Raw genomic sequence first — 22,812 nt, forward strand, 5'->3', positions numbered from 1 at the left:
TAGGCAATCTATGGACCGTCGGTCATACAAACCAGCCGCACTCGTCAAGCCAACCGCGCATCCGCTGGCTCAACCCTGGGTCTTGTGTTCCGTTCATCCCTCGGACCATCACCCGGACGCGGTTGTAATCTGCTTGCACGAACGTTGCGCGCTAGCCGCTGCGCCCACGAATTTCTCCGCCACCGATAATGGGATACTCAATCATTGTTCCAATTACCCCTGGATTTTTTCCTCTCCGTCATAAACGCATTTCAGAACTTTCTTTGCGTCGCCCTGCATGAAAAACTCGCCAGGGCCCCGTCTTCCACAAAAGTTCCACGCAAGATCGTGGCATTTTCATCATCACAGGCGCCAAGAGCCAGAAGAGCGGCAAGCGTAGCGCAGGTAAACAAAGGTTTCATAGCGTTCCGTCCTTATCGGGGCGACAGGTCATCACCGCATTGCAAGGCAGCGGAATGAAGAAACATGTGGCGTCTTTCGCCACTGCGTCTGGTCCAACCGAGATTCCGTCACGAACTTTGGTAATTGGCGCGCAATTGATCAACTGGTCGCGATAAGCGGCAGTACTTCGGATGACAGAGGTTGATCTTTGCATATTTGGTAGATCAGCAGAGAAATGGTGGATTGGGTTGGGCTTCTTGTCGCTTAAGGTTTAGCCATTGCTAAGGCGAGTGCGGCGTAAGGGTCACCAGAGCAGTCGCGACCACAATTCGACGTGACAAGGCCCAGTTCAATCGCTCCCTCTAGAGATAGTTCGCCCGCTAGAATCGTGTCTAAGACTCGACGCGTCGTGTAGACAAAAGGAGCATCTTCAAACCTTCCGGCGGACATTTTTGCGGCGGTTCGAGGCGGGGTTCGTGATATTGTCAAACCATTGGTACCTTGGACAATATCCAGCCAAGCGAACTCTCTCATCAGGAAGACATGCGCGCTACTGGCGCCCGCAGCCGACTGCGTTGCGGCATTCAGCCGATCTTGCAGTGCGTCGATCGTGAGGCCAGTTTTGTGCGCGCGCCACGCGTGCAGTGACAGGCCCTCGGCTTTACTCCATTGTTGGTCCAGAAGGATACCGTTTTCATCGGCGTCCAGTATGGCCGTATTTGCTGCCTTAGCTGCAGGGTTCTTGTGCAGAAAAAACGCGAACATCAACTCTCTGGCGCAGGCGTGCGCGGTGCCGCTGCTTGCAAGCAACACACATAACCCAACGACGGAACCTATCAGTTTATCCTTCATACACCCTGTTCCCATCCATCCATGTCTCGCTCACTTTGATGTCGGAAATGGCAGTTGCATCCACGGCGCGGGGATCCTCTTCAAGGATCACCATATCCGCGAGCTTGCCTTCTTCTAGACTGCCGATCACATCCTCTGACTGGCACTGCCACGCGGCGTTTATCGTGACAGAGCGGATCGCGGATTCCACGGATACACGTTCCTGCGGAGCGAGGATTGTCTGGGGTTCCTTCCAAAGGTCACGCGCAACGGCGACCCGAATCTTGTGAAGGGTTCCGAACGGTGAAACCGGCGCGTCGCTGTGGATCGTATAGATCAGCCCCGCGTCTTCAGCTGCTGCACACCTGTCCAGAAGTTCGACCTTGCGAGGGCCGAACACGCTGTCGCGCATCGCATGCCCCCAGTAATGCACATGGTTGATCAGGAAACTGGGATGCACGCCCAACTCGACCATGCGTGCGATCTGATCGTCATGGAGGATTGACGCATGCTCGATGCGCGTTCGCCTGTCTGACATATCCAATCCGCTGCGGGAGGCGAACTCGACCGCATTCAGGATCGAGTCGATCGCAGCATCTCCGTTGCCGTGAATGGCAAGCTGCCAGCCCGCTTGTGCGACTTCGTTGACACGCAGGATCAAATCCTCGGGTTCCACGTAATTCAGCCCTACCGAGAGGTCAGAGAAGTAAGGGGCGCGCTGGCGACCCGTAAGGCCTTGGTTGGAACCATCTGCAACGATCTTCCAACCGGGCGCCCGGACAAAATCGTTGCCCCAATTGGGCTCGATGTCGCCAAGTTTGATTGCGCCAAGATCATAGATGAAAGACCGAACGCGCGCTTTCATCGATCCATCCGTGTACTGATCGCGAATGGCTTCCAGTTCGGTAAGACCTGTCACCACACCTGCCGCCATATCCGTAAGCGTGGATATGCCGTGCGGAACAGACATATCACCGACGCGCGACACAGCGGGTCCGAAACCCGATCCGAGGATTTCCGTCACATCCTCATTCATGAACAGGATCGGCAGGAAGGCGGCTTGTCCCAGCAGAACACCATTGAGCGATCCGTCTTCGTACCGACCAAACTCCGTTCCGGTTGGTGCCTCCGAGGCATTCATGTAACCGACAAGACCCAAGGCGACAGAATTCACGTAGGCGATATGTCCTGACGCGTTCAGAACAAAGGCTGGCCTATCCGGTGCAATCTCGTCCAGCTCCCGTGTTGTCAGATCGCGGCTGGGTTCAAGAAGGCTGGGATCAAATTGTCTCCCGACAAGCCACGCGTCCGGATCGGGAAGATTTGCCGCCGCTTGCCGCAGACCGTTGACGGATTCTTCAAACGTTTCAAAAACAAACGGTCCGATGTCGACCGCGTCCGACAGTGCGGCAAGCAGTGTCAGGTGCATATGGGGTTCGATAAAGCCCGGCAGCACTGTGCGGCCATCTAAATCGACCGTTTCTGCACCACTTCCTGCCAGCGCAGCCATATCTGCGTCGGAACCAAAGCCGAGGATCCGGTTGCCACGAATGGCCAGTGCGCTGTGCTGCGAAAAGGCGGCGTCTACAGGCAAGACAGTGCCGCCGCGGAAAACGACCGTGCGCTGCGCCTGCGCCCGCACAATCGCAGGCGCAGACAGCGCGAGCGAAGCGGCAAGGGTCGATTGCATGAAGTCGCGGCGTTTCATCAATTCTCCCTCCACAATGGCACCTGATCGCCAGTGATCAGGGGATCACTATGGTCCAGAAGACGACGCGACCATTGGTTAACTCGGTCCCATTGATGGATAAAAATCCTTGCAACGGACCCCATTTAGTCGAGGTTACACGCTTTCGATACACGGGCAAAAAGAAATGCGAAAAACGGATGTGACCCTTTTCCGCGTCACAACTGAATCATCGCCCTCGTCTTCTCTGGCAGGGACTGCATTCAGTGTTGGGGGTTTTTCTACATAAGAAGCCTAAAATGTGAGCAGAGTGGCACATTGTTTTCATTCTGCCGCGGAAAACAGGTACTCATATGCCTGAGATGATCTGCCGTGTGACTCCCGGCAATGCGGTCACACCGCGATGGCGGTAACAAAGCCTGGTTGCGACGACCATGAGATTTGGGTCAACCAATGTTGCCGACTTAAGACAGGGCACAGACAGGAGTTACAGATGAGATCACTAATTTTCGCGTCTGCCTTGTCGATTGGTGCCAGTACCTCCCATGCTGGTGAAGAGGTGACTTTCATCCTTTGCACCGGGGATATGCTGCGCGTTGAACTTGTCGAGGACGAGCCGAGGCGGAGCTTCGTTCGTGTGTCGATGGCAGCAAGCATTGCCGATAGCGAAAGCAAAAGCGGCAATCTGTATGTCGAACAATCAGACGCGAGTGTAGAAGCCTATGAATTTGAGCCCGAGTTCAAGCCAAGCACCAAACTCAGGGCTCAACCATCTTGGTCAGGATCGGCACCGGGCGTTCATATCGCGATCATGCGGGCGGGTCAGTCTAGTAACGCGTTTATTCAGCTTGACGACGTAAGCCTAGCGGGAAATCTGCTCTGCACATGGTGATGTTGTGGGTTGGTTGGGAAGCCGTTTTGACATCGGTCTATCCAAAATCGAAACTAAGATTGGTTTTGACAGATTTGCACCGCTGCTCTCAGAATTGCTAGTCCGCTATTGGAGCAATATGATCATACAGATGAAAAACTTGGGTCACTTCCTAATAGTATGTTTGTTGATTGCCAGCGCGGTACCGTCCATCGCTCAGGTACTCGAACACCCCCTGCGCCCACCAAAAACAGGAAACCCACAAGCTACGCTCCAATCGTTCGTTGATGCCATGGACGAGGTTTATGCGATCGCCACCGCGCCGGATGCGCGCGGTGCAGATACTGTCTTGCCGCTTTGGCGCGCCGCAGCGACCATCGATATGTCATCCTTTCCGCCCGAGATTCGCCGAAGTCAAGCGGTCGAAGTCGCGCTTTTGCTGGACGAAGTCATAGATCGGGTCGGATTACCGAATATGGAAGACGTACCGGCGCAAGAACTCGATCCACCGGGGAAGTGGCGTATCCCAAATACGCCGATCACCATCGTTTATGTCGAAAATGGCCCCCGCGCCGGCGAATACCTATTTTCGGCACAAACTGCCTTGAACATACGGGACTACTACGAAGCAGTCCGCGATTTGCCGTACATTAACGAGGCAACGCCCGGCTTATACACCGCCTATCTCACCACCCCGGGTTCTGGTATCGCGCTGAGGTGGAGCGAAGGCCTGCCCGATTGGAGCAAGCGCATCGCGTTTGAGCAAACGTACTGGCAATGGTTGGCGCTCGCGTTTGCGATCCTCGTTCTGGCGCTGGCCTTCATTCCGGCCCTCCGCCTGGCGCGCGCAACTGCGGTTGCGGACAAAGCCGAAGAACACCGAAAACGCCGTTCGCTTTTCCTAGCAGTTGCCGTGCTGCTCGCGTTTTCCATTGCAGTCAGTTGGTTTGTAAACGACCTCGTCAATCTAACCGGGGACATGCAAATCACGGTCGTCTACGCGCTTGCAGTTTTGCGCTACATCCTGATTGGATGGATTGGCATTGTCGCGATCAACGTTCTGGTGGATGTGTTTAGCCAGTGGAAAGGGTTGGAACCGAACTCAGCAGGTGCGCTTTTGCTGCGCGTCGCCAGTTGGATTCTCGTAGGACTGTATTTGTTTATCCTGGTCATTGCAGCTGCGCAACAATTTGGCTTTCCAGCCTACTCAGTTGTTACCGGATTGGGCGTAGGAGGTATTGCCATTGGGCTTGGAGCGCAGGCGCTGGTGCGCGATGTCTTGTCAGGGGTCTTTTTCCTTGTCGACGACGCTTTCCGCGAAGGAGAATATGTTGAGGTCGGCAAAGCCAAAGGAACCGTTGAGAAAATCTCGATCCGGTCCATGCAGCTACGCCACCATCTCGGCGCCGTGCACACGATCCCCTACGGAGAGATCAAACAGCTAACCAATTTCAGCCGTGATTGGGTCGTCGTACGCTTGCAGTTCACGGTGCCTTATGAGGTGGACCCAAAAGCAATCAAACGGATTTTCAAACAGATCGGTTCTGAAATGATGGAAGATCCAAATTACAGCGGAAAATTCATAGAACCCTTCAAGAGCCAGGGTGTCTTTGAAATCGATGATGTCGGTATGGTCGTCCGTGGCAAGTTCATGTCCAAGCCCGGCGAGCAACACGCCATTCGCGCTGAAATATACAACCGGGTCAAAACGGCATTCGAAAGGGAAGGTATCGATTTTGCAAGACGCGAAGTGCGCGTTGCCATTCTAGACCGAGACGAAGATGAAGAGCAGAGTGACGATGGCCTCAGAGCAGCGACGGCAGCGGCAGGGATTACTTCTACCACCGCGAGCTAATCTCAAACATGTCTAATGTCCTCACCGAGATCGCATTGTTTCCAAGCTGCAAAAAGGTTCTTGGATAGCCTTTTCAAGGACCATGGGCTTTGGACGTCAAACCGCTCATTCAACTTACCGAAACTATCTTGGCCACAACACTTCTGCAGCAAAAGGCAGACTCCTTCCCAATCGACGGGTACAGCGCGCAACACTTTAGTGCCTATGGGCCTGAAACCGACTTGCGGCGCTACGGCAGTCCGGTACAGCAAAACTCTGAACAACGGCTTTGTCCGCTGACTGTAAGTTCGCCTGAACCCCGTGATCGCAGTCTCGCGGCGAATGTCCGGAAAGCGGGCTGCTACCGCAGCATCTTGACCCGTTGGCCAACGGCAGCTTAGGGCCGCCTCCCATCAAATCAATGAGCGCTTCTAGAGTAGGTTTCGGTCGAAACACTCCACAGATGCTTGTAGTGCGAAAGTCGGTCTCTTGTTACTTTCTACGGAGAACAACAACGAGGTGCCAAACTTCGCATGCGTATTTGCTCGTCTCAGCCTCATAGAGCCGCGCGAGACGGCTGTAAAACTCGGCCATAAGCTGGTCGAGCATTTCAGCGCTGTCGCAGTTGGGACCGAACAGTTGCGTTCTCAAAGTGGAATCGGCAAAGGCCCGGGTGTATCCAACGTATTTCTCGGCATAGGTGCCAGGATCGTCGATATACTCCTTGAAGATGTCGTCGGCTTTGACCGGGGCAGGTTCCACACTGATCTGGCATATTTCGAACGCATCCTTAACGTCGGCGTTGTGCTCAAGAGCATTGCGTGCTTCTGCCTCTGTCATGAACCAAAGCGAGAACAAAAATGAATCGAGGCTATCGGGGCTAATGAGGCCGTCGTCAGCCATTGTCTTGGCCACAACCTGAATCGCGCGATAAATTCCGCGCCCCGATGCAGCGATGCCGTTGATCTCGGTTGGATCGGGAACAGAGCCAAGTGTTCCGACGACAAGATATCCTCCGGCGCGTAATTCTTGCGCCCGCTGTAGCAGATAGTGAGTCCAGTCGTCCTGCGCAATCCGTTCGACAGTCTGCAGGGCGTCGCCTTGCAGATCAGCAAACCAGACGGTTTCTGGCGAGTTCAGTTGAATGCCCTGGCTCAACCAATGGCTTGCAAAAATACACGTCCCGATCGACACCGATGCCGGAGATGCCACCTGATCGTAAAAGGATCCGATTGCTGCTTCGGTACGGATGTTCTGGGAGACATGCGAATAACCAGCTGGGCCTTCGACCAATTCAAACAAGGTGTTCCAGTCATTGCCAACCTGATCGGAATGGCAAACGACGATGGGCTGATCGCCGAACTTATCCAAACACGACTCTATGGCTGGTTTGACCATCTCAATGGAGTTGACACCTGGCCCGCACCCATAGTCCACGATCTTGAACTCGGTCTCAGGCTCATCCATTGAGGAAACCAAATTGCGAACAAGTGGGCTCAACAGACGAACCAATTGCAATTGGGCAGAGGAGTTTTCGTTGTAATCGACCATGCCTTCTGTCGATTTTCCCGATTGAACTTGCTGATCCGTCATTTGCTGGCCCTCAATTCGATATCGGCTATCAATGACAGAACATTACGGGTTCGGGCGCGGTCTGTCAGGTCAACCCATCAAAGAGGTTCCCGTGCATGCCGAATTCGGCTCATGCAACGTTCGTTGGCTGCGTCGTTGACACTGTGTGAGGCCCGATGCTGTTATCACAGCGAAAATCTTCTCCTGAGGAGCATACAGAATGAATGAGGCCGTGGACGGATCCACCGTTATCGACGAACGGATATTAATCTGTGACGACGATGTGGAATTCGCCGAGAATGTCTGTGTTTTCCTGCGTCACAAAGGCTACCAGATTGATCATGTGCCAAATGTTCCAGCGGCCCGCGAGAAGATTGAAACCGAGGATTATGATCTTTTCCTTCTGGATCTGGTCATGCCCGGCACAAGCGGGAAAGTCCTTTGTCGAGAAATTGCCTCGCGCTTGGATGCCGGGATCATCATGATCAGTTCGATCGACGACGATGCCGAACGCATTTCGTTGCTGGAGCTGGGCGCGGACGACTACATCATCAAGCCCTTCAATGACCTAGAGCTTTTGGCGCGCATCCGGGCGCTTATGAGACGTCGGCAAACGGGCCAGAAAACTCAAAAACGTCTGACCCGATTTGGTCCTTGGGAGCTTGTCGAGAACGAGCGGCATCTCAAACACGATGACGGGCGCGTGATCACCCTGACCTCGAGTGAGGCGCGGGTCATGCGGTTCTTCGTCGAGAATTCGGATGTTCTTTGCACGCGGGAAGACCTTTTGGCGGTTGCGCGCACGCGGCAGCACGGTGGGGCAGGGGACCGCAGCGTTGACGCCTTGATCAAGCGACTGCGATCCAAGATCGAGAGCGATCGTGCCAACCCGGAACATATCCGCACTGTCTGGGGGCAGGGATACATTTTCCGACCTAGTTAATTGTGCTTGTCAATTGGTAGGAAGACGCTCGCCCTCAGGCCGCCGCCTGCGCGGTTCTCCAAAGACACCGTGCCGCCCTGGTCGACAACAATTGTCCGTACAATTGCCAGGCCAAGCCCGCTGCCGGGCCCCTCAGCACCAAGCCTTTGGAATGGCTCAAATGCGGTCTCTAACTGCTCGACCGGGATGCCCGGCCCTTCATCGTCGATATGAATTGCGGCCATGTCATCTACTCTGGTCAGAGTAACATTTGTACGACCGCCATATTTGACCGCGTTCTCCAGAAGATTTCGCAGAACACGGGTGAGCGCATTGTGACGCCCGTTTACTATGGCAGATTGCTCGATGGTGTAGGTCACGTCGCGGCCTGCATCCACCTGCTCGTCAACCAGAGCTTCGATCAATGAGCGCAGATCCAATCGCACAAGATCTCCATCGTGGTGCGTTTCGCGATTGAGGTCGGTGACAGAATTTACAATCTCGCTGAGGGTATCCAACCGCTTGAGAAGCTGCACTTTGGGGTCCGTTGGCTCCAGCTTTTCGATGGCATCGTGCATCCAGGCAATCGGCCCTTTCAGGTCATGCCCAAGGCTGCGAAGCAAGGTGGTTTTGTATTCAAGTGCCAAAACAATCCGGGCTTCCATTCGGTTGAACGCGATGATCGTTTGGCGGATGTCGATGGCACCTGTCTCGATCAGCGGGCCGACCTCTTCGCCTCGGCCAATCAATTCGGCATTGACGGCCATAGCGCTGAGTGGGCGCATGACTTTCTGGATGAGAAATGCGAGCGTGCAAAGCAAGATAAGCGCGACCAGACTATCGATGGATCCAACAAAGACAAAAGGCGCGATGCTATTGTTTTTCATCAGCAAATAGCAGTTAAGCCAATCCGTGTCATCCTTGAGCCGGACCGAGAAAACGCTCACCAAAAACGCGTCGACGCTTTGTGCGTCTAGGGGCGTGCCCGAATGGCTCTTGAACAGTTGCAACAGCGCGCTTTGGTCCTGTCTGGCGTCAATGACCGTGTCCGCCACGGATAGTTCCGCGACAGCGATCCCGCGGTGTTCCAGTCGCGCTATCAGCCAGTCAGCTAGGTTCGGGCGCTGGCGGCCATCGGCCAGAGCGGTCGCTGCATCCTGAGGGCCTACTCTGACGCTCCATTCTGCGGGAAAGAATCCAAGCGCTGCTTCGGCGCGGTCGTCAGGCGGTACGCGGGCCAGGGTCGACACGACCTGAGCAAGAAAGGCATCGCCGCGATTTCGGATTTCTTCGGCGCGAGACTCGCGGATCTGGACCATATCGGTGGTAACCGAGAACACGCCGACTATCGCCCAGCTGATGAACACAATGCTCATAACTTGTGTTCGAAGTGTCAGATCATTCCAGCGCATCACGCGTAGGCTCCCAGTCCCATCCCTTTAGATTGGACGCTAGTTCAATTTCGGCTGCTTTCCCAACCGGAAATTGCATCTGTGGTGCAGCGGCGAATATGAGGGGTTTTGGCCCTGACCCAGAACAAGGCTGAGCCTGCGGTTCAGCCATCTCGCCCAGCTATGGGCCGAAAAGCCAATTGAATCAAAGTGTGACAAAACCTTGGGGCTAACACTGCGGGCTCCCACGTATTTCGCACAGACATGATTATTGGAGGCCCGTTATGAATTCGCATTCGTCCGTTCACCCGCAACTCGCCGGCGCACGTCGCGCACTCCGCGGCAACCTGATCGCCACTGGGGTGTTCAGCGGTGCCGTGAACCTGCTGATGCTGACTGGCCCGATTTTCATGCTTCAGATCTATGATCGCGTCATGTCAAGCCAGAGCGTGAATACGCTCGTGGCCCTCAGTACGCTTGTCGCCGGTCTGTATCTTTTCATGGCCCTGATCGACGGCGCACGCACCCGTGTTCTTGTCTCCATGGGGCATCGTTTCGAACAGAGGCTATCAAAAACGGCGTTTGACTGTTCGCTCGCAGAACCTTCACTACATCGCACATCCGGTAACCCGGCTGGGGCCATTCAGGATGTCGAAAAAATCCGTGGTTTCCTGTCCGGTCAAGGTGCTGGGGCGCTGTTTGATTTGCCTTGGATCCCGGTCTATCTGGGTCTGGTTTTTGCCATGCACATCTGGCTCGGTCTGGTTGGCGTCATTGGGGCCATCGCCTTGCTGGTGATCGCTGTTGTGACTGACATCAAGGTGCGCGCTGCGGCCTGTGTTCAGGCGCAACATTCTGGAAAACGGAGCCGCTTGGCGGAAGCAAGCCGCCGCAATTCCGAGATGGTGCGTGCCATGGGTATGCAGGCCAATCTCGGCAAATCGTGGCAGGACATCAATGACCTTCACCTGGGCGCAAGCGCCAAGGCAGCCAATACGGTTGGTGTTTCGGGCAGCTTCACCAAGGTGTTCCGCCTGGCCCTTCAGTCCGGTGTGCTTGCGGTTGCGGCCTATCTGGCCATCCACGGGCAGATTTCGGCAGGTTCAATCGTTGCGGCCTCTGTCATCATGTCTCGTGGCCTGCAGCCGATTGAAACGCTTGTCGGAAGCTGGCGCAGTCTGGTGGCCGCCCGTCAGGCATGGGCACAGTTGAAGGACACTCTGTCCTGCGATCAAGACGACGCCAGAATTTCTCTGCCCAAGGCCAAGAAGTCTCTGACCGTGACTGGTCTGATTGCTGCACCGCCTATGGTGACATCGGCTGTTCTTAAAGGCGTCGGTTTCGACATGAAGGCCGGAGAGGCGCTTGCCGTGATCGGTTCGACCGGCAGTGGTAAGTCGACCTTGGCCCGCACTTTGGTTGGCGCGTGGTCGGCTGCAAAGGGCAGCATCAGCCTCGACGGTGTGCCGATTGATCAGTACCTGCCCGAGGAACTCGGCCCCCAGATCGGTTTTCTGCCGCAGGATGTTGAACTGTTTGAGGGTACAATCGCCCAGAACATCGCGCGCTTTGATCCTGACGCAAAGGACGAGATGGTCGTTGCTGCGGCAAAAGCCGCCGGTGTGCATGAGCTGATCGCCAGTTTCAAAGACGGCTATGCAACAGCGGTAGGTGAGCGTGGGGCCGCCCTGTCTGGTGGTCAGCGTCAGCGCATTGCACTGGCCCGGGCGCTTTATGGCAATCCGTTCCTGGTGGTTCTGGATGAACCCAATTCAAACCTGGATGCCCACGGCGAAGCTGCCCTGAACCACGCGATCCAGGCTGCTAAAGCGCGCGGCGCGATTGTGATCGTCATCGCTCATCGGGCCAGCGTGCTCGGGTCTGTCGACAAAGTTCTAATCATGGACGACGGCCGCACCAGTGATTTCGGCCCAAGCGCCGAAGTGATGGAGCGTCTCCGTCAGCGCAATCAGGCGGCTGCCGCACAGGTCCGTCCGGCCGCACAGCAACCGGCTCAGGTGGCACAAGGCCAGCCTCAGCCGACGCAAGAGAACACTAACGAAACCCCTGTCGCTGCTGCGGGTTGATCCAGCCCCGCGCAGCAGCCAATCAAATGGAGGAAGTTATGAATACCGATACAAAACACAACGCCCAGACCGAAGCTTTCGTTGACCGGTCGTGGAAACCCATAGGCTTTGGCATAGCCGCAATTGCAGCACTGGCGATCGGCTTTGGCGGCTGGGCCGCAACCGCCCGCATGTCCGGTGCCGTTGTAACTGGCGGCAACGTCGTGGTCTCGTCCGACCTCCGGGCCGTTCAACACCCCGATGGAGGTATTGTCGGTGCAATCCATGTCGGGAACGGAGACCGGGTCGCTGCCGGTGACGTTGTTCTGACACTCGACGACAAGCTCTTGTCGGGCAGCCAGGTGCAGGTTGATGACCGCCTGATCGCGGTCGAAGCCCAGCTGTCGCGTCTGATTTCCGAGCGCGATGGTTTGGACGAGATCGAGTTGTCCCAGGAACTTGCCGCGCGAAAGGATGATCCCAAAGTACAACGCGCTCTGGCAACCCAACGTGCCGTCATGGAAGCCCGCCGTTTGTCTCAGGAGGGTGAAGTTGCTGCCTTCGAAGAACGGATCACGCAGACGGAACAGGAGATCTCGGGCCTTGAGGCGCAATATGCGGCCTCCATCGAAGAGATCGACCTGATCGACAGCGAGTTGGAGGGTTTGACCCAACTCTTTGAAAAAGGGCTGACGCCTGCAACCCGGATTACCATGCTGAAACGCCAGCGCAGCGGTTTGCTGGGCAACAGCGGTGGGCTAACCTCTCGCATTGCGGTTGCGCGTGGGCGGATCAGCGAGACCAGGATTAATATCCTGCAGCTGGAAAAAACCTTCCGCGAGCAAGTGATGAACGAAATTTCCGCGCTCGAGGTCGAGCTCGACAGTCTGAAGGAACGCCGGGCTGCTGCCGAACTGCAGCTGGCGCGCGTGGAAATTCGAGCACCGGCAGATGGTGTCATCCATGAATTGGGTGTGCATACTGAAGGAGGCGTTGTTGCACCGGGCGAGACTCTGATGCAGATCGTGCCGGAAAACGACGGGCTCGTTGTTACGGCCAGCGTCATGCCGCAGGATATCAACAATGTCTCGGTTGGTCAGGCAGCGACGGTCGTGATCTCAGCGTTCGATCAACACATCGCCCCAAGGCTTGATGGTCGTGTCCAGTTTGTCTCGGCCGATCTCAAAACCGACCCAATGACTGGAATGCCGTTCTACGAAGCGCGTGTGGCGTTGGATGAGAGCGCAGTTGATACTCTGGCTGACCGTCAGCTGAACCTGCTGCCCGGCATGCCCGCAGAAGTGTATATCGAGACCGGAGAGAGGACTCTGTTCCAGTACCTTGTCGACCCGCTCAGCAAGCAGATCCGAACAACTTTCCGGGAGGTTTGATCTGTAGCTCGAAATCACAGAGTGATTATACGTTTCGAAACGTGAAGTCACAACGAAACCAGCGTCAGAATTGGCGCTGGTTTTTTTCAATTTGCGTATCTTTGAAGCCCTTCAATTGCGCCGAACTTTCCACCGAGCTTCCTCGACGAATTTGACGCGGATCACAGAGGGCTCAGAGAAGAAAAATCACCGCTTAGAAAGAGATTTTGTCATACTTTGTAACAATTTACGCCGTGAATTCACATTGAAACAAACGGTAGGGGCAACCACCTTGTTTGTATACCCGAGGAGGACGTTTCTAACAGATTTTTGGGTGCCACGAACCAACTTTAATGAGGAGAATACCAATGACTATCAATACACATACAAACTTCGAAATTGCGGCTGATGACGTCATCGCTGTGACCCCGATCATGCCCGACCCGCGTTGCGGCACCCCGGTGCCACAGGATGGTGAGGACCTGACTGCGGTAACTCCGCTGCCGGCCGATCCGCTGGTTGCCGACCCCATCGAAGAGCTGGTCGCTGTGACCCCGCTGCCCTTTGGTGCCGTGCCTGCCAGTGAAGGTGAAGACCTGACCGCCGTGACCCCGATCATGCCTGATCCCCGTTGCGGTACCGAGGTTCCGCAGGATGGTGAGGACCTGGTTGCGGTCGCACCGCTGCCCTATGGCGCGGTTCTTGCTGGCGAGGGTGAAGACGTCACCGCTGTGACCCCGATCATGCCCGATCCCCGTTGTGGCACTGAGGTACCTCAGGACGGTGAGGACCTGATTGCAGTCGCGCCGCTGCCCTATGGTGCGGTTCCTGCAGGTGAGGGTGAAGACCTGACCGCTGTCGCCCCGATCATGCCCGATCCTCGTTGCGGCACTGAGGTTCCGCAGGACGAAATGGAACTGTCGGCAACGACACCTCCGCCGCTGTGCGAAATCGTTCCGACCGACAGCTTCTTCGTCGATCTGGTCGTCTGAGTGGAGCGAAAACACAGCGATTATCTATCGCTGCATAACCAAACTCCGAGCGTCTTAGGTTCGATCGAAACAGGCGCTCGGACAACCAAAAGGAAAGAAAAGTATTCCACCGGTTGGGGCCTGAAACGGCGCCAGCCGCTCTCTCTACTTTCAATGCTTTGATTTCTACTTTTGTCATACTTTGTAACAGCTTAGGTCTATCTGAGTCGTTGAGGTTAGCCCCGGGAGAGACCACATCTTCATTATGATCTGCGATGAGAATTGGCCCGATTTCCGTGAGCCAAGCATCCAGAATAGTGAGGAGAAAGAAAATGAAACATGTACAGAAAACAAACAGCAATTTGGCTTCGTTCGGCCTGATGACGCCGATTGCGGAAAATGTTGATGCAGACGAAAATCTGACCGTGCCTTTGGGTGATCCGGTCGTGGCCACCGACGTACTTGTGACGGGCCAAAACGACAATATGCCCGAAATTCCGAACTGGTTCCCTGGCGGAGCAGCAGGAGACGGAAACGTCAATTGGTGGACCAAGTATGGAACAAAGCTTCTGGACACTACCGCTACCTATACCGGCCGCGATGTAGTCTCGCGCGGTGAATACAAAATGGCCGAAGGTGAGTCAAATTTCGAAAACCTGATGAAACACCACACAAGCGGTGCGAGTAAAGGTACCTATCTCTACACCCGTATTGAAGGCAATGAAGGCGACAATGTCATACATGGGTGGAACCCGGACAATAACGACAACTTTAAGAACGGCGGAAAATACAGCTATTACGAGCCGACACGGCAGTGGAACAAAGACGGCGAATTGGTACTCGTCGGCCCAAATTACGATCACCGTGACAATATCTCGGGCGGCGACGGCAATGACATCATCTATGGCTATGACGGTGACGACCAGTTGTTCGGTGACGGCGGCGACGATGTGATCTATGGCGGTACTGGTCATGATTACATCGAAGGCGGCACCGGAAACGACCAGTTGTTCGGTGGCGAAGGGAATGACAAAATCCTTGGCGGTGAAGGCAAGAACACTCTTGTCGGCGGTGAAGGTGACGATGTTCTGATCGCCGGTGACGAAGGTGACATGCTCTATGGCGGTACCGGCAACGATCTTCTGATCGGTGGGGCTGGCGATGATGTCCTGTTTACTGGGCACATCGACTCGACGAGCGCTGACACGCTTTATGGGGGTGCCGGCGCAGACAACTTTGTTATCGGCGCAGTGCCCGAGCCGACCTCTCAGGTCCCTAATGATGGTGGTGCGTCGAATGGACTTGGTGGAAGCTGGCTTGAGGATGCTGGAAGCCTGGCGCTCGCGAAAATGGTGCCAGGTGCAAAGCTGATGATGATGCTTGGTAAAAGCATTGTCGAAGGCTTGGTCAATATGTTTAAAACTGATGAACAGGTCGTCACCACCGAGGATCCGCCGAAGCTGTCGTTGGTCACGATCACCGACTTCAATCCGCTGGAAGACAAGATAACAGTACCGGTAAGTTCAGATGGACCCGTTGTGATCGACATTCAAGAGTCGATTGTTCATGGGGCTGCATTTGATTTGGTCACACTTAATCCGGACGGTATTCCAACTGTTATTGCGACATTCTATTGGGATGAAGCGTCCAACATAATGGAAGGTACAGAGTTCATCTCCCGCGATAATACACTCGCATTCATCGACCGCCTCAGGGAAACCGCGCTGATCACAGGTCCAGATGGTGTGCAGTATGGGTTGGGTCAACAATTGGACCTTGGGCTGAGCAGTTCGGATATAGCAGAGCTTGGAACGTCCAAGTTTGTGACCTTCGGCGCTTATGGCGGCATTACGATGACGGGTAGCGACAAGGGTAACCTGCAGATGGGTACCAATCATGGCGATTTCCTTCAGTCCTATGTTTCGGAACGCAATATCGCCGGTGGCGACTCGCCGGAAATCCGCAACGATGGCAATGACACGCTTCGCGGCTTTGGCGGAGACGATGTGATGGCTGGCGGCGGAGGCTTTAACAAGCTTTATGGCGGCGAAGGCAACGACACAGCCTGGTATGGAGATAGCCTGAGCGGAATTTATGTTGATATGAACAATACCGACAGCGACACCAGCGGTGAATACTTCTGGGCCTGGCATGGCAACAGCGCCAATGCGTTCGACATCAAAGATGATATCCGCGACAAGGACGGCTATGACTTCTTGTGGAGTGTCGAGAATATCCACGGCAGCGCTCATAATGATGTCATCATAGGTGACGATCAGAACAACGTGTTCACCTCTGGTGGTGGCGACGATGTGCTGACTGGGAATGGAGGGGCCGACACCTTTATCCTGACCGGTGGTAAGAACGAGATCACCGATTTCAATGCCATTGATGGCGACCGGATCGAGATCGACCTTAACGCCTATGGGATGACCGGTTGGTTCGATCTGGACCACCGTATCGAAAACGGGAAGATCGTTCTGTTCAACAAGCTGACCGACGACATCATCGTTGCCTATGACGACGACGGAAATGGCTTTGATCCTTCTGTCATCGATCTGCGTAGCCTGAAAGGCAATGACCAGGATGGCTATCAGGTTGTTTACGAACCGCCCTTTGGCGCAAACACGCTGGAGTGGTTTGAGAAATACGGCAACCAGATCAACGTTAAAACTGGCGAAACCGGTTATGGTACGGATAGCTGGGACTATATGGTTGGCGGCGACGGCAACGATCTGACCAGCCTCTATGGTGGTGCCGGAGACGACTATCTCATTGGGGGAGGCGATTCACTCACCACTCTTGATGGCGGTGAGGGGAACGACATCCTCTTGATCCGCAAAGGGGCGTTGGTGACCAATGCGCATGGTGGAGAAGGAGATGACGTCATCATCCTTGATGCAGACCAGTCGACCGAGGCCGGATTTGCGAACCTGTACGGTGGCGAAGGAAGCGATACTTTTGTCATCACCGGTCCGGGCAGCCAGTATGGCGGTCAGGCGATCAGGGATTTCGAGGCGGAAGACTCGATTGTCATCGATCTGGAAGGGTTCGGGATCTCATCTCTGGAGCAACTTCAGATCGAATGGATGGGAAACACACACTGGATCAAGGCCAACGGCCAAAAGGTGATCAGCGTTCAGGGTGTTGATGAGCATTACGACGTAATGCAGCACATCAGCGAACTGACGGTTCAGCAATCGCAGGACTGGGGTCTCTGATCTCTGACTGTTCTTACAAACGCCCCAGCCGGGTTCCCCCGGCTGGGTTTTTTTGTTCTGGCGACGCGAAAAACCAAGCATTCCGTCGCGTCTGAAACAGACTTCTGACACCCGCGGCTTGGAAAATTAGTGCAAGTTAATTTCTGTATCCTCACATTTACAGCAAGCACCCGCGCAAACTGGTCCACTCTTTGCCAATGTTCGATACAACACCCTGATTTCAGGCGGTGTTCCGCGCGCACGCGACCATAGAGTGGCCGCTATTCGCTTGGATTAATTCATTAATGAAATCTTAATCTTACGCCCCTCTTACGATTGTTAGTGAACACGCGTTCGAATTCTTCGAACGCATAGTCAGCATTATTTTGGCTGACAATAATGATGGGAGTGACAGTCAAATGTCTAATGGAACCTATGAAGAATTTCGCGACGCCTTGCGCGCGTTTGAATCCGGCTGGGATCGAGTTCGCTATGACGCGGGGGTCATTCAGGACTGGCAATTGAACCAATGGGCAGGTGGAGAGGTCACGGATTATTACCCTGCGTATTCCAGCTGGTCGGATCTGAGCAGTGATGAGTGGGACGCCATGTCCTATCGCTCAATGAATTCGCTGGGTTTCGTCGGCTATCAATTTGGCGAAGCCCTGTTGATCGATCTAGGGTATTACACTGACGATATCTATTACGGAAACGGGGCGGCTTCGAATACGTGGGACGGAAGCTGGACGGGCAAAAACGGCGTCAATTCGCTTGACGACTTTACCACCGAGGCCGCGCAGGAACGCGCGATACAAGAAGCCTTTGGCTACAACCTTCAAGTGATCGAAACAGGACTGGGATATCAGGGCGAAAGCCTGAGCGACTACCTCGGCACGACCCGGACTTACATTGATAACGGGCAAGAGGTGACCGTTACCCTCACCATGACTGGGGTCATGGCGGCGGCTCATTTGCGCGGGGCTTGGGGAACGCTGTCGCTGTTGCAGGGTGGCAATGTCTCGACTGATGAATACGGCACGTCCATTCTGCGTTACATCGATCAATTCGGCGGTTACGACGCGCCCTCGGTGGAAGACGCGATCAAGGTCTATACCGATGGCGTCTTGCCGACGGATACCGGAGGCGGAAGCGGTACCGGAAACGTCTCACCACCCCCCGAGCCACCGATGCCGACCGGCAATGGGACTGCCGACATCACTGAGGGCACGGCGGATGTGGTCATAAACTGGGCTTGGGGCACGGACGTGACGGTCCCGGATTTCGATCCAGAGACCGATACGATCTTCATCTCGTGGGTGGGCGCAGATGCGCTGGACGTTCGTGATGTCGATGGATCGGTCGTATTTTCGATCCCATCCAACAACCAGTCCACCACGTTAAGCGGCGTGTCTCTGGCAGATCTGAGCCCCGCCAACTTCACAATCCTGGACAGTACAGCCGCGACAGAGGTTCTCGGCATAGTGGGGTCGCACGGGATAAACCCCGGCGGCGGTGGCAATGGTCACAACCATCAACATATGCATGTCACACTAAGCCTCGCATCAGACGCGCAGGTGATCGACGATTTCATGCCAGCGATGGGCGACGTCATTGAAATCGGCCCGGACATCTCGGCCGACAACTTTGCGATTTTCGAAGAAAGCGGCGATGCTCTTGGACAGACGGTCCGTATTGAGTTGACCGAGGGCAACGTGACCAAACAGATCATTTTCACCGGCTTTGGTCTGGCTGATTTGGATCTGGGTAATTTCTCGATCACGGATCAGGCGGTGCTGAACGAAGTGTCTTCGGCCTTGGGTCAGCCTGTTGTCACTCCGGGTGCTGGCGGAGGTTATCAACTGAGCTACGACACCGATGGGTCAAATCCACCCGACACAACCGGAGCAACGGATACTGGCGGCGTCAAGTTCCGGGCCGACAGCAACGCCGACGACATTACCGGGTTCCGCCCCGGCACGGATCAACTGGATTTCGGTGGAACATCAGTGCACGGGATGATTGTCACCAAATCATCTAGCGGAGAGATCGTGATCGACAGCCCCTGGTCGGATGCGGCCCAAATCGTACAGGGCGTGACCTACCAGGACGTCACCATCGAAAATTTCGGCGTGGTTGGTAACGAACACTTCCGGCAGGATATGGGGGCCGTTGTCAGCTGGGAACAAGGCGTCGGGCCGCGCGATGCTGATACCATCTATGTCCGCAGCCACGAATATGGTGTGCATGAGGTGATCGACGGTTTCGACCCAGCCACAATGAAGATCAGTTTCCTGTATTTTGGCACGCGAGAGCGCCTGAGCGTCGAGGATAGCAGCGACGGGTTGGTCATTTCATCGCTACCGACCGGGCAGAGCGTCACTCTGACTGACGTCTCTAAGGCGGATCTGATCCCCGGATTGGTGGAGTTTCACCATGATCAGGTGATGGAAGACAATCTGGAGGTCCCGTTTGGGTTTGATCAGAACGACGTGACCCTTGTTGATCGCACCATGTTGCTGACACCCGAAGCACCCCTTGGTGCCACGACAGACGGTTATCAGACCAGAACCGGCGTTCTCACCGGAAACTCCTCTGGCACAGGCAATGGCGGTGGTACAGACGGTGGAACCACGGGCACTGGCGACGGCCAAATAGCATCCGCCGTTACATTCGGCGCAGGTGCCGATATCGCCGAGTTGACCTGGAACTGGGGTGTAAAGACTGAGATCACCGGCTTCGATGCAGGTGAAGATGTGTTGGATTTCAATTCACTCAGCGAAAGAGACGTTGCAGTCAGCGAGGTCGGTGACGATCTGGTATTTGAAGTTATCGGAAATGGCGGTCATACGGTGACGCTCTACGATATTCAGGCAGAAGACCTCAGTCTTGGTAACCTCACTGCGGACGACTGGAACTCTATCGCAGATGCTAACAGCGCGCTGGTGAACCAACTCGAAGGTCTTGGCATGTCGATTGCTTGATTGGAAATCCCATTGTTCATTCGGCCGCCGACGCGGCCGAGTGTTGTTTTCGTACGTAACTCCGCTTGTCGGCTTACGTTCGTGAATACTGTAGGACCCGATCGACAGCTTAGTCCGCTCCTTGAACGCCCACCTGTACCGTATTCGAGTAGGGGTCGCGAATGTCAGCAATGGGGATGCGACCGCAGCATCCAGACTTGGTTGCTAAGGTCCGCAAAGGGCCGCCTGCGTGATCACCTGATAGCGGGGCAGTGGTCTCTGCTGCGACAGCACCGAGGTCTGGAAGGAGCCCATCCTGTGAGTTCAGTTTTTTCGTTGCGTGCGCTCGCAGCACGAAAAACGCCGCGACCGCATCTTTTTTTCAACGCCGCTGTGCGACGTGAAGAGCCGCCATTCATTCGGGATGCAACGAGATTGTATGCGGCAATCTACAGGTTGCGGACAGAGCGGCCATAAACATTATCTTGGGCAATGTCCGATACGGGACCGTCTGCTGTAAAACTGAGAAATCCAATTAGAAGGAAAATTGAAATCGAAAGCGTTGTTCCACTTTCAACGCGCATGCCGTGGCCTGTTCAAGCGGCTTGCCAGGATGACAGTATGAAGCAGCTCGCCATTAGATCGAGATGCGCACCACCTCCGTTTTTGAACACGGTGATCTCGTCGTCACTTTCTCGCTGCAAGCGATCCATCTGATAGAAGTCCGCAATCACATCATCTTGAGTTATAACGCCCTTCGAGATTGGGATCATCAACTCGCCGACGTGATCAACTGTGGTGTCCCGGCTGTCGACGAAGACGCGTCCTCGGCGCAGCACCTCATCATCGGCCTCACGCATATCTGGCCGGTAGGCCCCGATAAGGTCTACATGTTGGCCTGGCCGCAGCCATTCCCCCCTCAGCAAAGGATCGGTCGACATGGTGGCAGATGTGATGATGTCCGCCTGCTCAACGGCGTCAGCAAGGCTGGTGGCTACGTTGGTCCCGGGATAAACCTTGGCAAATTCTTCGGCTCCCTTGGGTGACCGATTCCAGACGGTGAATTTAGCATTCGGGAAGAGCGCGCTGTAAGCTGCGTGAAGGGAGTGACTGACGGTGCCTGCGCCAACAATGAGAATTTGGTTGCTATCAGGGCGCGCGAGGCGTCGTGCGCCCAAAAGGCTGTCCCCTGCGGTTTTCCATTTCGTAACAAGGTGAAAATCGACAAACGCCACCAGCGCTCCGTCCTGATCTGAGAAGAGATTGACTGCGCCCCCAATCGTGGGTTTGCCCGAAATCGCGTTATTTGGAAAGACTGTGGCACATTTCACCGCAAGTCCCATGCCTTCGATCCATGCTGACCGATTCAAGAGCGTGTTGCCACCACGGTATAGAAGCACATCGGCGACTTCAGCTTTTGGTAGGAAGTGCCCTTTAATAAAAGCGTCTGTAAGCGCAATCCAATTGAGGTTTTTTTCGCCCTCTTCGAACGAAATAAACACGGTCATCTCAATGTCCTGCTCTTGGTATATTTCAGCCTAGAAATCTCCGACCGTGTCACCCTTTGAATCGTATCAGGCGGCTCAACGAAGTACTGGCCCGTATCTTAGACCATCAGACATCGACTGCAACTTTGCGGTCATCTGTCTCCATTGCAGCATCAGTCGAAGTGGGCTCGATACCGTCATAGGTATGTTATCAAGGCATCACCGGTCTAGGAAAGCGAACGGCCGAAACCGTTCGCCCACCCCATAGATGCCGATCTTCTCGGCGATGCTCAAAGCATCTTCAAGTTCAGCGCCCAAGTATCGCACCGTGCTGTCCACCTTGGTGTGGCCCAGCACCAGCTGGACCGCGCGCAAGTTGCCTGTCTTGCGATAGAACTGCGCGGCCTTGGTGCGCCTCAAGGAATGTGTGCCGTATCCGCCCGGATCGAGGCCGATTGAGAACACCCATCCACGAACAAGCCGTGCATATTGCCGTGCCGATACATGAGGCCGGTCGATGCGGGAGGCTCGGGAAAAACTGACGCGGCGGGATGACGAACCAATGGTGGCTTTGTCAGCCGGTTTTCAGACGCCATCAAGTTGGCGGCCAGATATATCAGCAACGAAGACCGCAACTCCGCATGCGTGCAAGTCAATACACTCTCTAAATCGGCACGCCTGTCAGCCGCGCTATCAGTTCCAGCGAGTTCCGCGCGCCGAATTTTTCCAGCAGCCGTGCGCGGTGCACCTCAACCGTTCTTGGCGAAATGCCAAGCCCGCGGGCGATCTCCTTGCTGGTCAGCCCTTCGGCCATCATCTTGGCCACCTGCCGCTCGCGTGCAGTCATCTCGGTGATTGGACGCTGCTCGGAGATATCGGCAAAACTCCAGACCGACCGGGCGAAAGGCTTGTCCACATCAAGAGACTGCCCCCGCACCCGGCACCAGAAATTAGCACCGTCCCTTCGGCACATGATGCGCTCGTCTTCGTATTCTCCGGTGCCTTGCATCTTGCGCAACCCAAGGTCTCCGATGCGCCGGTACTCCTCCATGGACGGGTAAAGCACTGAAAGAGAACGCCCATCGAGATCGCCGGCCCGGTATCCGAACATCTGCGCAAACCGCCGGTTGCAGCGGCGGATCAGGCGGTTCTCGGCATATATCAGCCCTATCGGGGCATTTTCGAAAGCAAGGGACTCAAGGTCGGCATTCATGGGAAACTACGTAATTACACGGATCGCGCTGCCGAAGTTACACAATTAGCCTGTCA

General features: G+C 55.1%; 14 protein-coding genes and 1 pseudogene. 8 read left to right on the forward strand and 7 right to left on the reverse strand.

Annotation, left to right across the window (positions count from 1 at the left end; genetic code table 11):
* Positions 1 to 645: 645 nt before the first annotated feature.
* A complete protein-coding gene (locus tag AC2TEL_RS20585) occupies positions 646 to 1,233 on the reverse strand; it encodes a hypothetical protein (RefSeq protein WP_480906639.1) in 588 nt (195 codons plus the stop codon).
* Complete coding sequence (locus tag AC2TEL_RS20590) at positions 1,223 to 2,920, reverse strand: amidohydrolase (RefSeq protein ID WP_480906642.1); 1,698 nt, start codon at positions 2,918 to 2,920, stop codon at positions 1,223 to 1,225. Before AC2TEL_RS20590 ends, AC2TEL_RS20585 begins: the two co-directional genes overlap by 11 nt.
* Before the next feature lie 472 nt (positions 2,921 to 3,392).
* On the opposite strand from AC2TEL_RS20590, the gene AC2TEL_RS20595 reads away from it, so the two are divergent.
* Positions 3,393 to 3,791 (forward strand): hypothetical protein, encoded by a 399-nt coding sequence (locus AC2TEL_RS20595; RefSeq protein WP_480906645.1) that lies wholly within the window; start codon positions 3,393 to 3,395, stop codon positions 3,789 to 3,791.
* A 130-nt stretch (positions 3,792 to 3,921) separates the two neighbouring features.
* Positions 3,922 to 5,625, forward strand: a complete 1,704-nt coding sequence (locus AC2TEL_RS20600) for a mechanosensitive ion channel family protein (protein WP_480906647.1) — start codon at positions 3,922 to 3,924, stop codon at positions 5,623 to 5,625.
* Between the two features lie 471 nt (positions 5,626 to 6,096).
* Here the strand turns inward: AC2TEL_RS20600 and AC2TEL_RS20605 are convergent, their stop codons facing one another.
* Positions 6,097 to 7,197, reverse strand: a complete 1,101-nt coding sequence (locus AC2TEL_RS20605) for a class I SAM-dependent methyltransferase (RefSeq protein ID WP_480906650.1) — start codon at positions 7,195 to 7,197, stop codon at positions 6,097 to 6,099.
* Positions 7,198 to 7,396: 199 nt separating this feature from the next.
* Here AC2TEL_RS20605 and AC2TEL_RS20610 point away from each other — a divergent pair, with 199 nt between their 5' ends.
* Positions 7,397 to 8,119, forward strand: a complete 723-nt coding sequence (locus tag AC2TEL_RS20610) for a response regulator (RefSeq protein WP_480906653.1) — start codon at positions 7,397 to 7,399, stop codon at positions 8,117 to 8,119.
* Here AC2TEL_RS20610 and AC2TEL_RS20615 read toward each other — a convergent pair.
* Positions 8,116 to 9,474, reverse strand: a complete 1,359-nt coding sequence (locus tag AC2TEL_RS20615; RefSeq protein ID WP_480906656.1) for a sensor histidine kinase — start codon at positions 9,472 to 9,474, stop codon at positions 8,116 to 8,118. The two genes, AC2TEL_RS20610 and AC2TEL_RS20615, sit on opposite strands and share 4 nt — an antisense overlap.
* Before the next feature lie 299 nt (positions 9,475 to 9,773).
* Here AC2TEL_RS20615 and AC2TEL_RS20620 point away from each other — a divergent pair, with 299 nt between their 5' ends.
* The 5 genes from AC2TEL_RS20620 to AC2TEL_RS20640 all read left to right on the forward strand — a co-directional run bounded on the left by AC2TEL_RS20620 (position 9,774) and on the right by AC2TEL_RS20640 (position 20,077).
* Complete coding sequence (locus AC2TEL_RS20620; protein WP_480906659.1) at positions 9,774 to 11,576, forward strand: type I secretion system permease/ATPase; 1,803 nt, start codon at positions 9,774 to 9,776, stop codon at positions 11,574 to 11,576.
* 38 nt (positions 11,577 to 11,614) lie between these two features.
* The gene (locus AC2TEL_RS20625) at positions 11,615 to 12,946 is read left to right on the forward strand and encodes an HlyD family type I secretion periplasmic adaptor subunit (RefSeq protein ID WP_480906662.1); all 1,332 of its coding nucleotides are present in this window, start codon (positions 11,615 to 11,617) and stop codon (positions 12,944 to 12,946) included.
* Positions 12,947 to 13,293: 347 nt separating this feature from the next.
* Complete coding sequence (locus AC2TEL_RS20630; protein ID WP_480906665.1) at positions 13,294 to 13,917, forward strand: hypothetical protein; 624 nt, start codon at positions 13,294 to 13,296, stop codon at positions 13,915 to 13,917.
* Between the two features lie 311 nt (positions 13,918 to 14,228).
* The gene (locus AC2TEL_RS20635) at positions 14,229 to 17,117 is read left to right on the forward strand and encodes a calcium-binding protein (protein ID WP_480906668.1); all 2,889 of its coding nucleotides are present in this window, start codon (positions 14,229 to 14,231) and stop codon (positions 17,115 to 17,117) included.
* A 398-nt stretch (positions 17,118 to 17,515) separates the two neighbouring features.
* On the forward strand, positions 17,516 to 20,077 hold the full coding sequence (locus tag AC2TEL_RS20640) for a hypothetical protein (protein WP_480906671.1): 2,562 nt from the start codon (positions 17,516 to 17,518) through the stop codon (positions 20,075 to 20,077).
* A 575-nt stretch (positions 20,078 to 20,652) separates the two neighbouring features.
* Here the strand turns inward: AC2TEL_RS20640 and AC2TEL_RS20645 are convergent.
* The 3 genes and pseudogenes from AC2TEL_RS20645 to AC2TEL_RS20655 all read right to left on the reverse strand — a co-directional run bounded on the left by AC2TEL_RS20645 (position 20,653) and on the right by AC2TEL_RS20655 (position 22,756).
* On the reverse strand, positions 20,653 to 21,564 hold the full coding sequence (locus AC2TEL_RS20645; RefSeq protein WP_480906673.1) for an ornithine cyclodeaminase family protein: 912 nt from the start codon (positions 21,562 to 21,564) through the stop codon (positions 20,653 to 20,655).
* Positions 21,565 to 21,762: 198 nt separating this feature from the next.
* Positions 21,763 to 22,059, reverse strand: a pseudogene (locus AC2TEL_RS20650) (tyrosine-type recombinase/integrase); the annotation flags it as partial.
* A gap of 148 nt (positions 22,060 to 22,207) precedes the next feature.
* Positions 22,208 to 22,756 carry a LuxR C-terminal-related transcriptional regulator gene (locus tag AC2TEL_RS20655; RefSeq protein ID WP_480906676.1) on the reverse strand — a complete coding sequence of 183 codons (549 nt, stop codon included), beginning with the start codon at positions 22,754 to 22,756 and terminating at the stop codon, positions 22,208 to 22,210.
* Between the last annotated feature and the right edge of the window lie 56 nt (positions 22,757 to 22,812).

Source organism: Ruegeria sp. HKCCD9138 (genome assembly GCF_057220975.1).

Coding starts and splice junctions, on each gene's coding strand:
- AC2TEL_RS20585 (WP_480906639.1), bottom strand. CDS start 1,233: ATGAAGGATAAACTGATAGGTTCCGTCGTTGGGTTATGTGTGTTGCTT.
- AC2TEL_RS20590 (WP_480906642.1), bottom strand. CDS start 2,920: ATGAAACGCCGCGACTTCATGCAATCGACCCTTGCCGCTTCGCTCGCG.
- AC2TEL_RS20595 (WP_480906645.1), top strand. CDS start 3,393: ATGAGATCACTAATTTTCGCGTCTGCCTTGTCGATTGGTGCCAGTACC.
- AC2TEL_RS20600 (WP_480906647.1), top strand. CDS start 3,922: ATGAAAAACTTGGGTCACTTCCTAATAGTATGTTTGTTGATTGCCAGC.
- AC2TEL_RS20605 (WP_480906650.1), bottom strand. CDS start 7,197: ATGACGGATCAGCAAGTTCAATCGGGAAAATCGACAGAAGGCATGGTC.
- AC2TEL_RS20610 (WP_480906653.1), top strand. CDS start 7,397: ATGAATGAGGCCGTGGACGGATCCACCGTTATCGACGAACGGATATTA.
- AC2TEL_RS20615 (WP_480906656.1), bottom strand. CDS start 9,474: ATGAGCATTGTGTTCATCAGCTGGGCGATAGTCGGCGTGTTCTCGGTT.
- AC2TEL_RS20620 (WP_480906659.1), top strand. CDS start 9,774: ATGAATTCGCATTCGTCCGTTCACCCGCAACTCGCCGGCGCACGTCGC.
- AC2TEL_RS20625 (WP_480906662.1), top strand. CDS start 11,615: ATGAATACCGATACAAAACACAACGCCCAGACCGAAGCTTTCGTTGAC.
- AC2TEL_RS20630 (WP_480906665.1), top strand. CDS start 13,294: ATGACTATCAATACACATACAAACTTCGAAATTGCGGCTGATGACGTC.
- AC2TEL_RS20635 (WP_480906668.1), top strand. CDS start 14,229: ATGAAACATGTACAGAAAACAAACAGCAATTTGGCTTCGTTCGGCCTG.
- AC2TEL_RS20640 (WP_480906671.1), top strand. CDS start 17,516: ATGTCTAATGGAACCTATGAAGAATTTCGCGACGCCTTGCGCGCGTTT.
- AC2TEL_RS20645 (WP_480906673.1), bottom strand. CDS start 21,564: ATGACCGTGTTTATTTCGTTCGAAGAGGGCGAAAAAAACCTCAATTGG.
- AC2TEL_RS20655 (WP_480906676.1), bottom strand. CDS start 22,756: ATGAATGCCGACCTTGAGTCCCTTGCTTTCGAAAATGCCCCGATAGGG.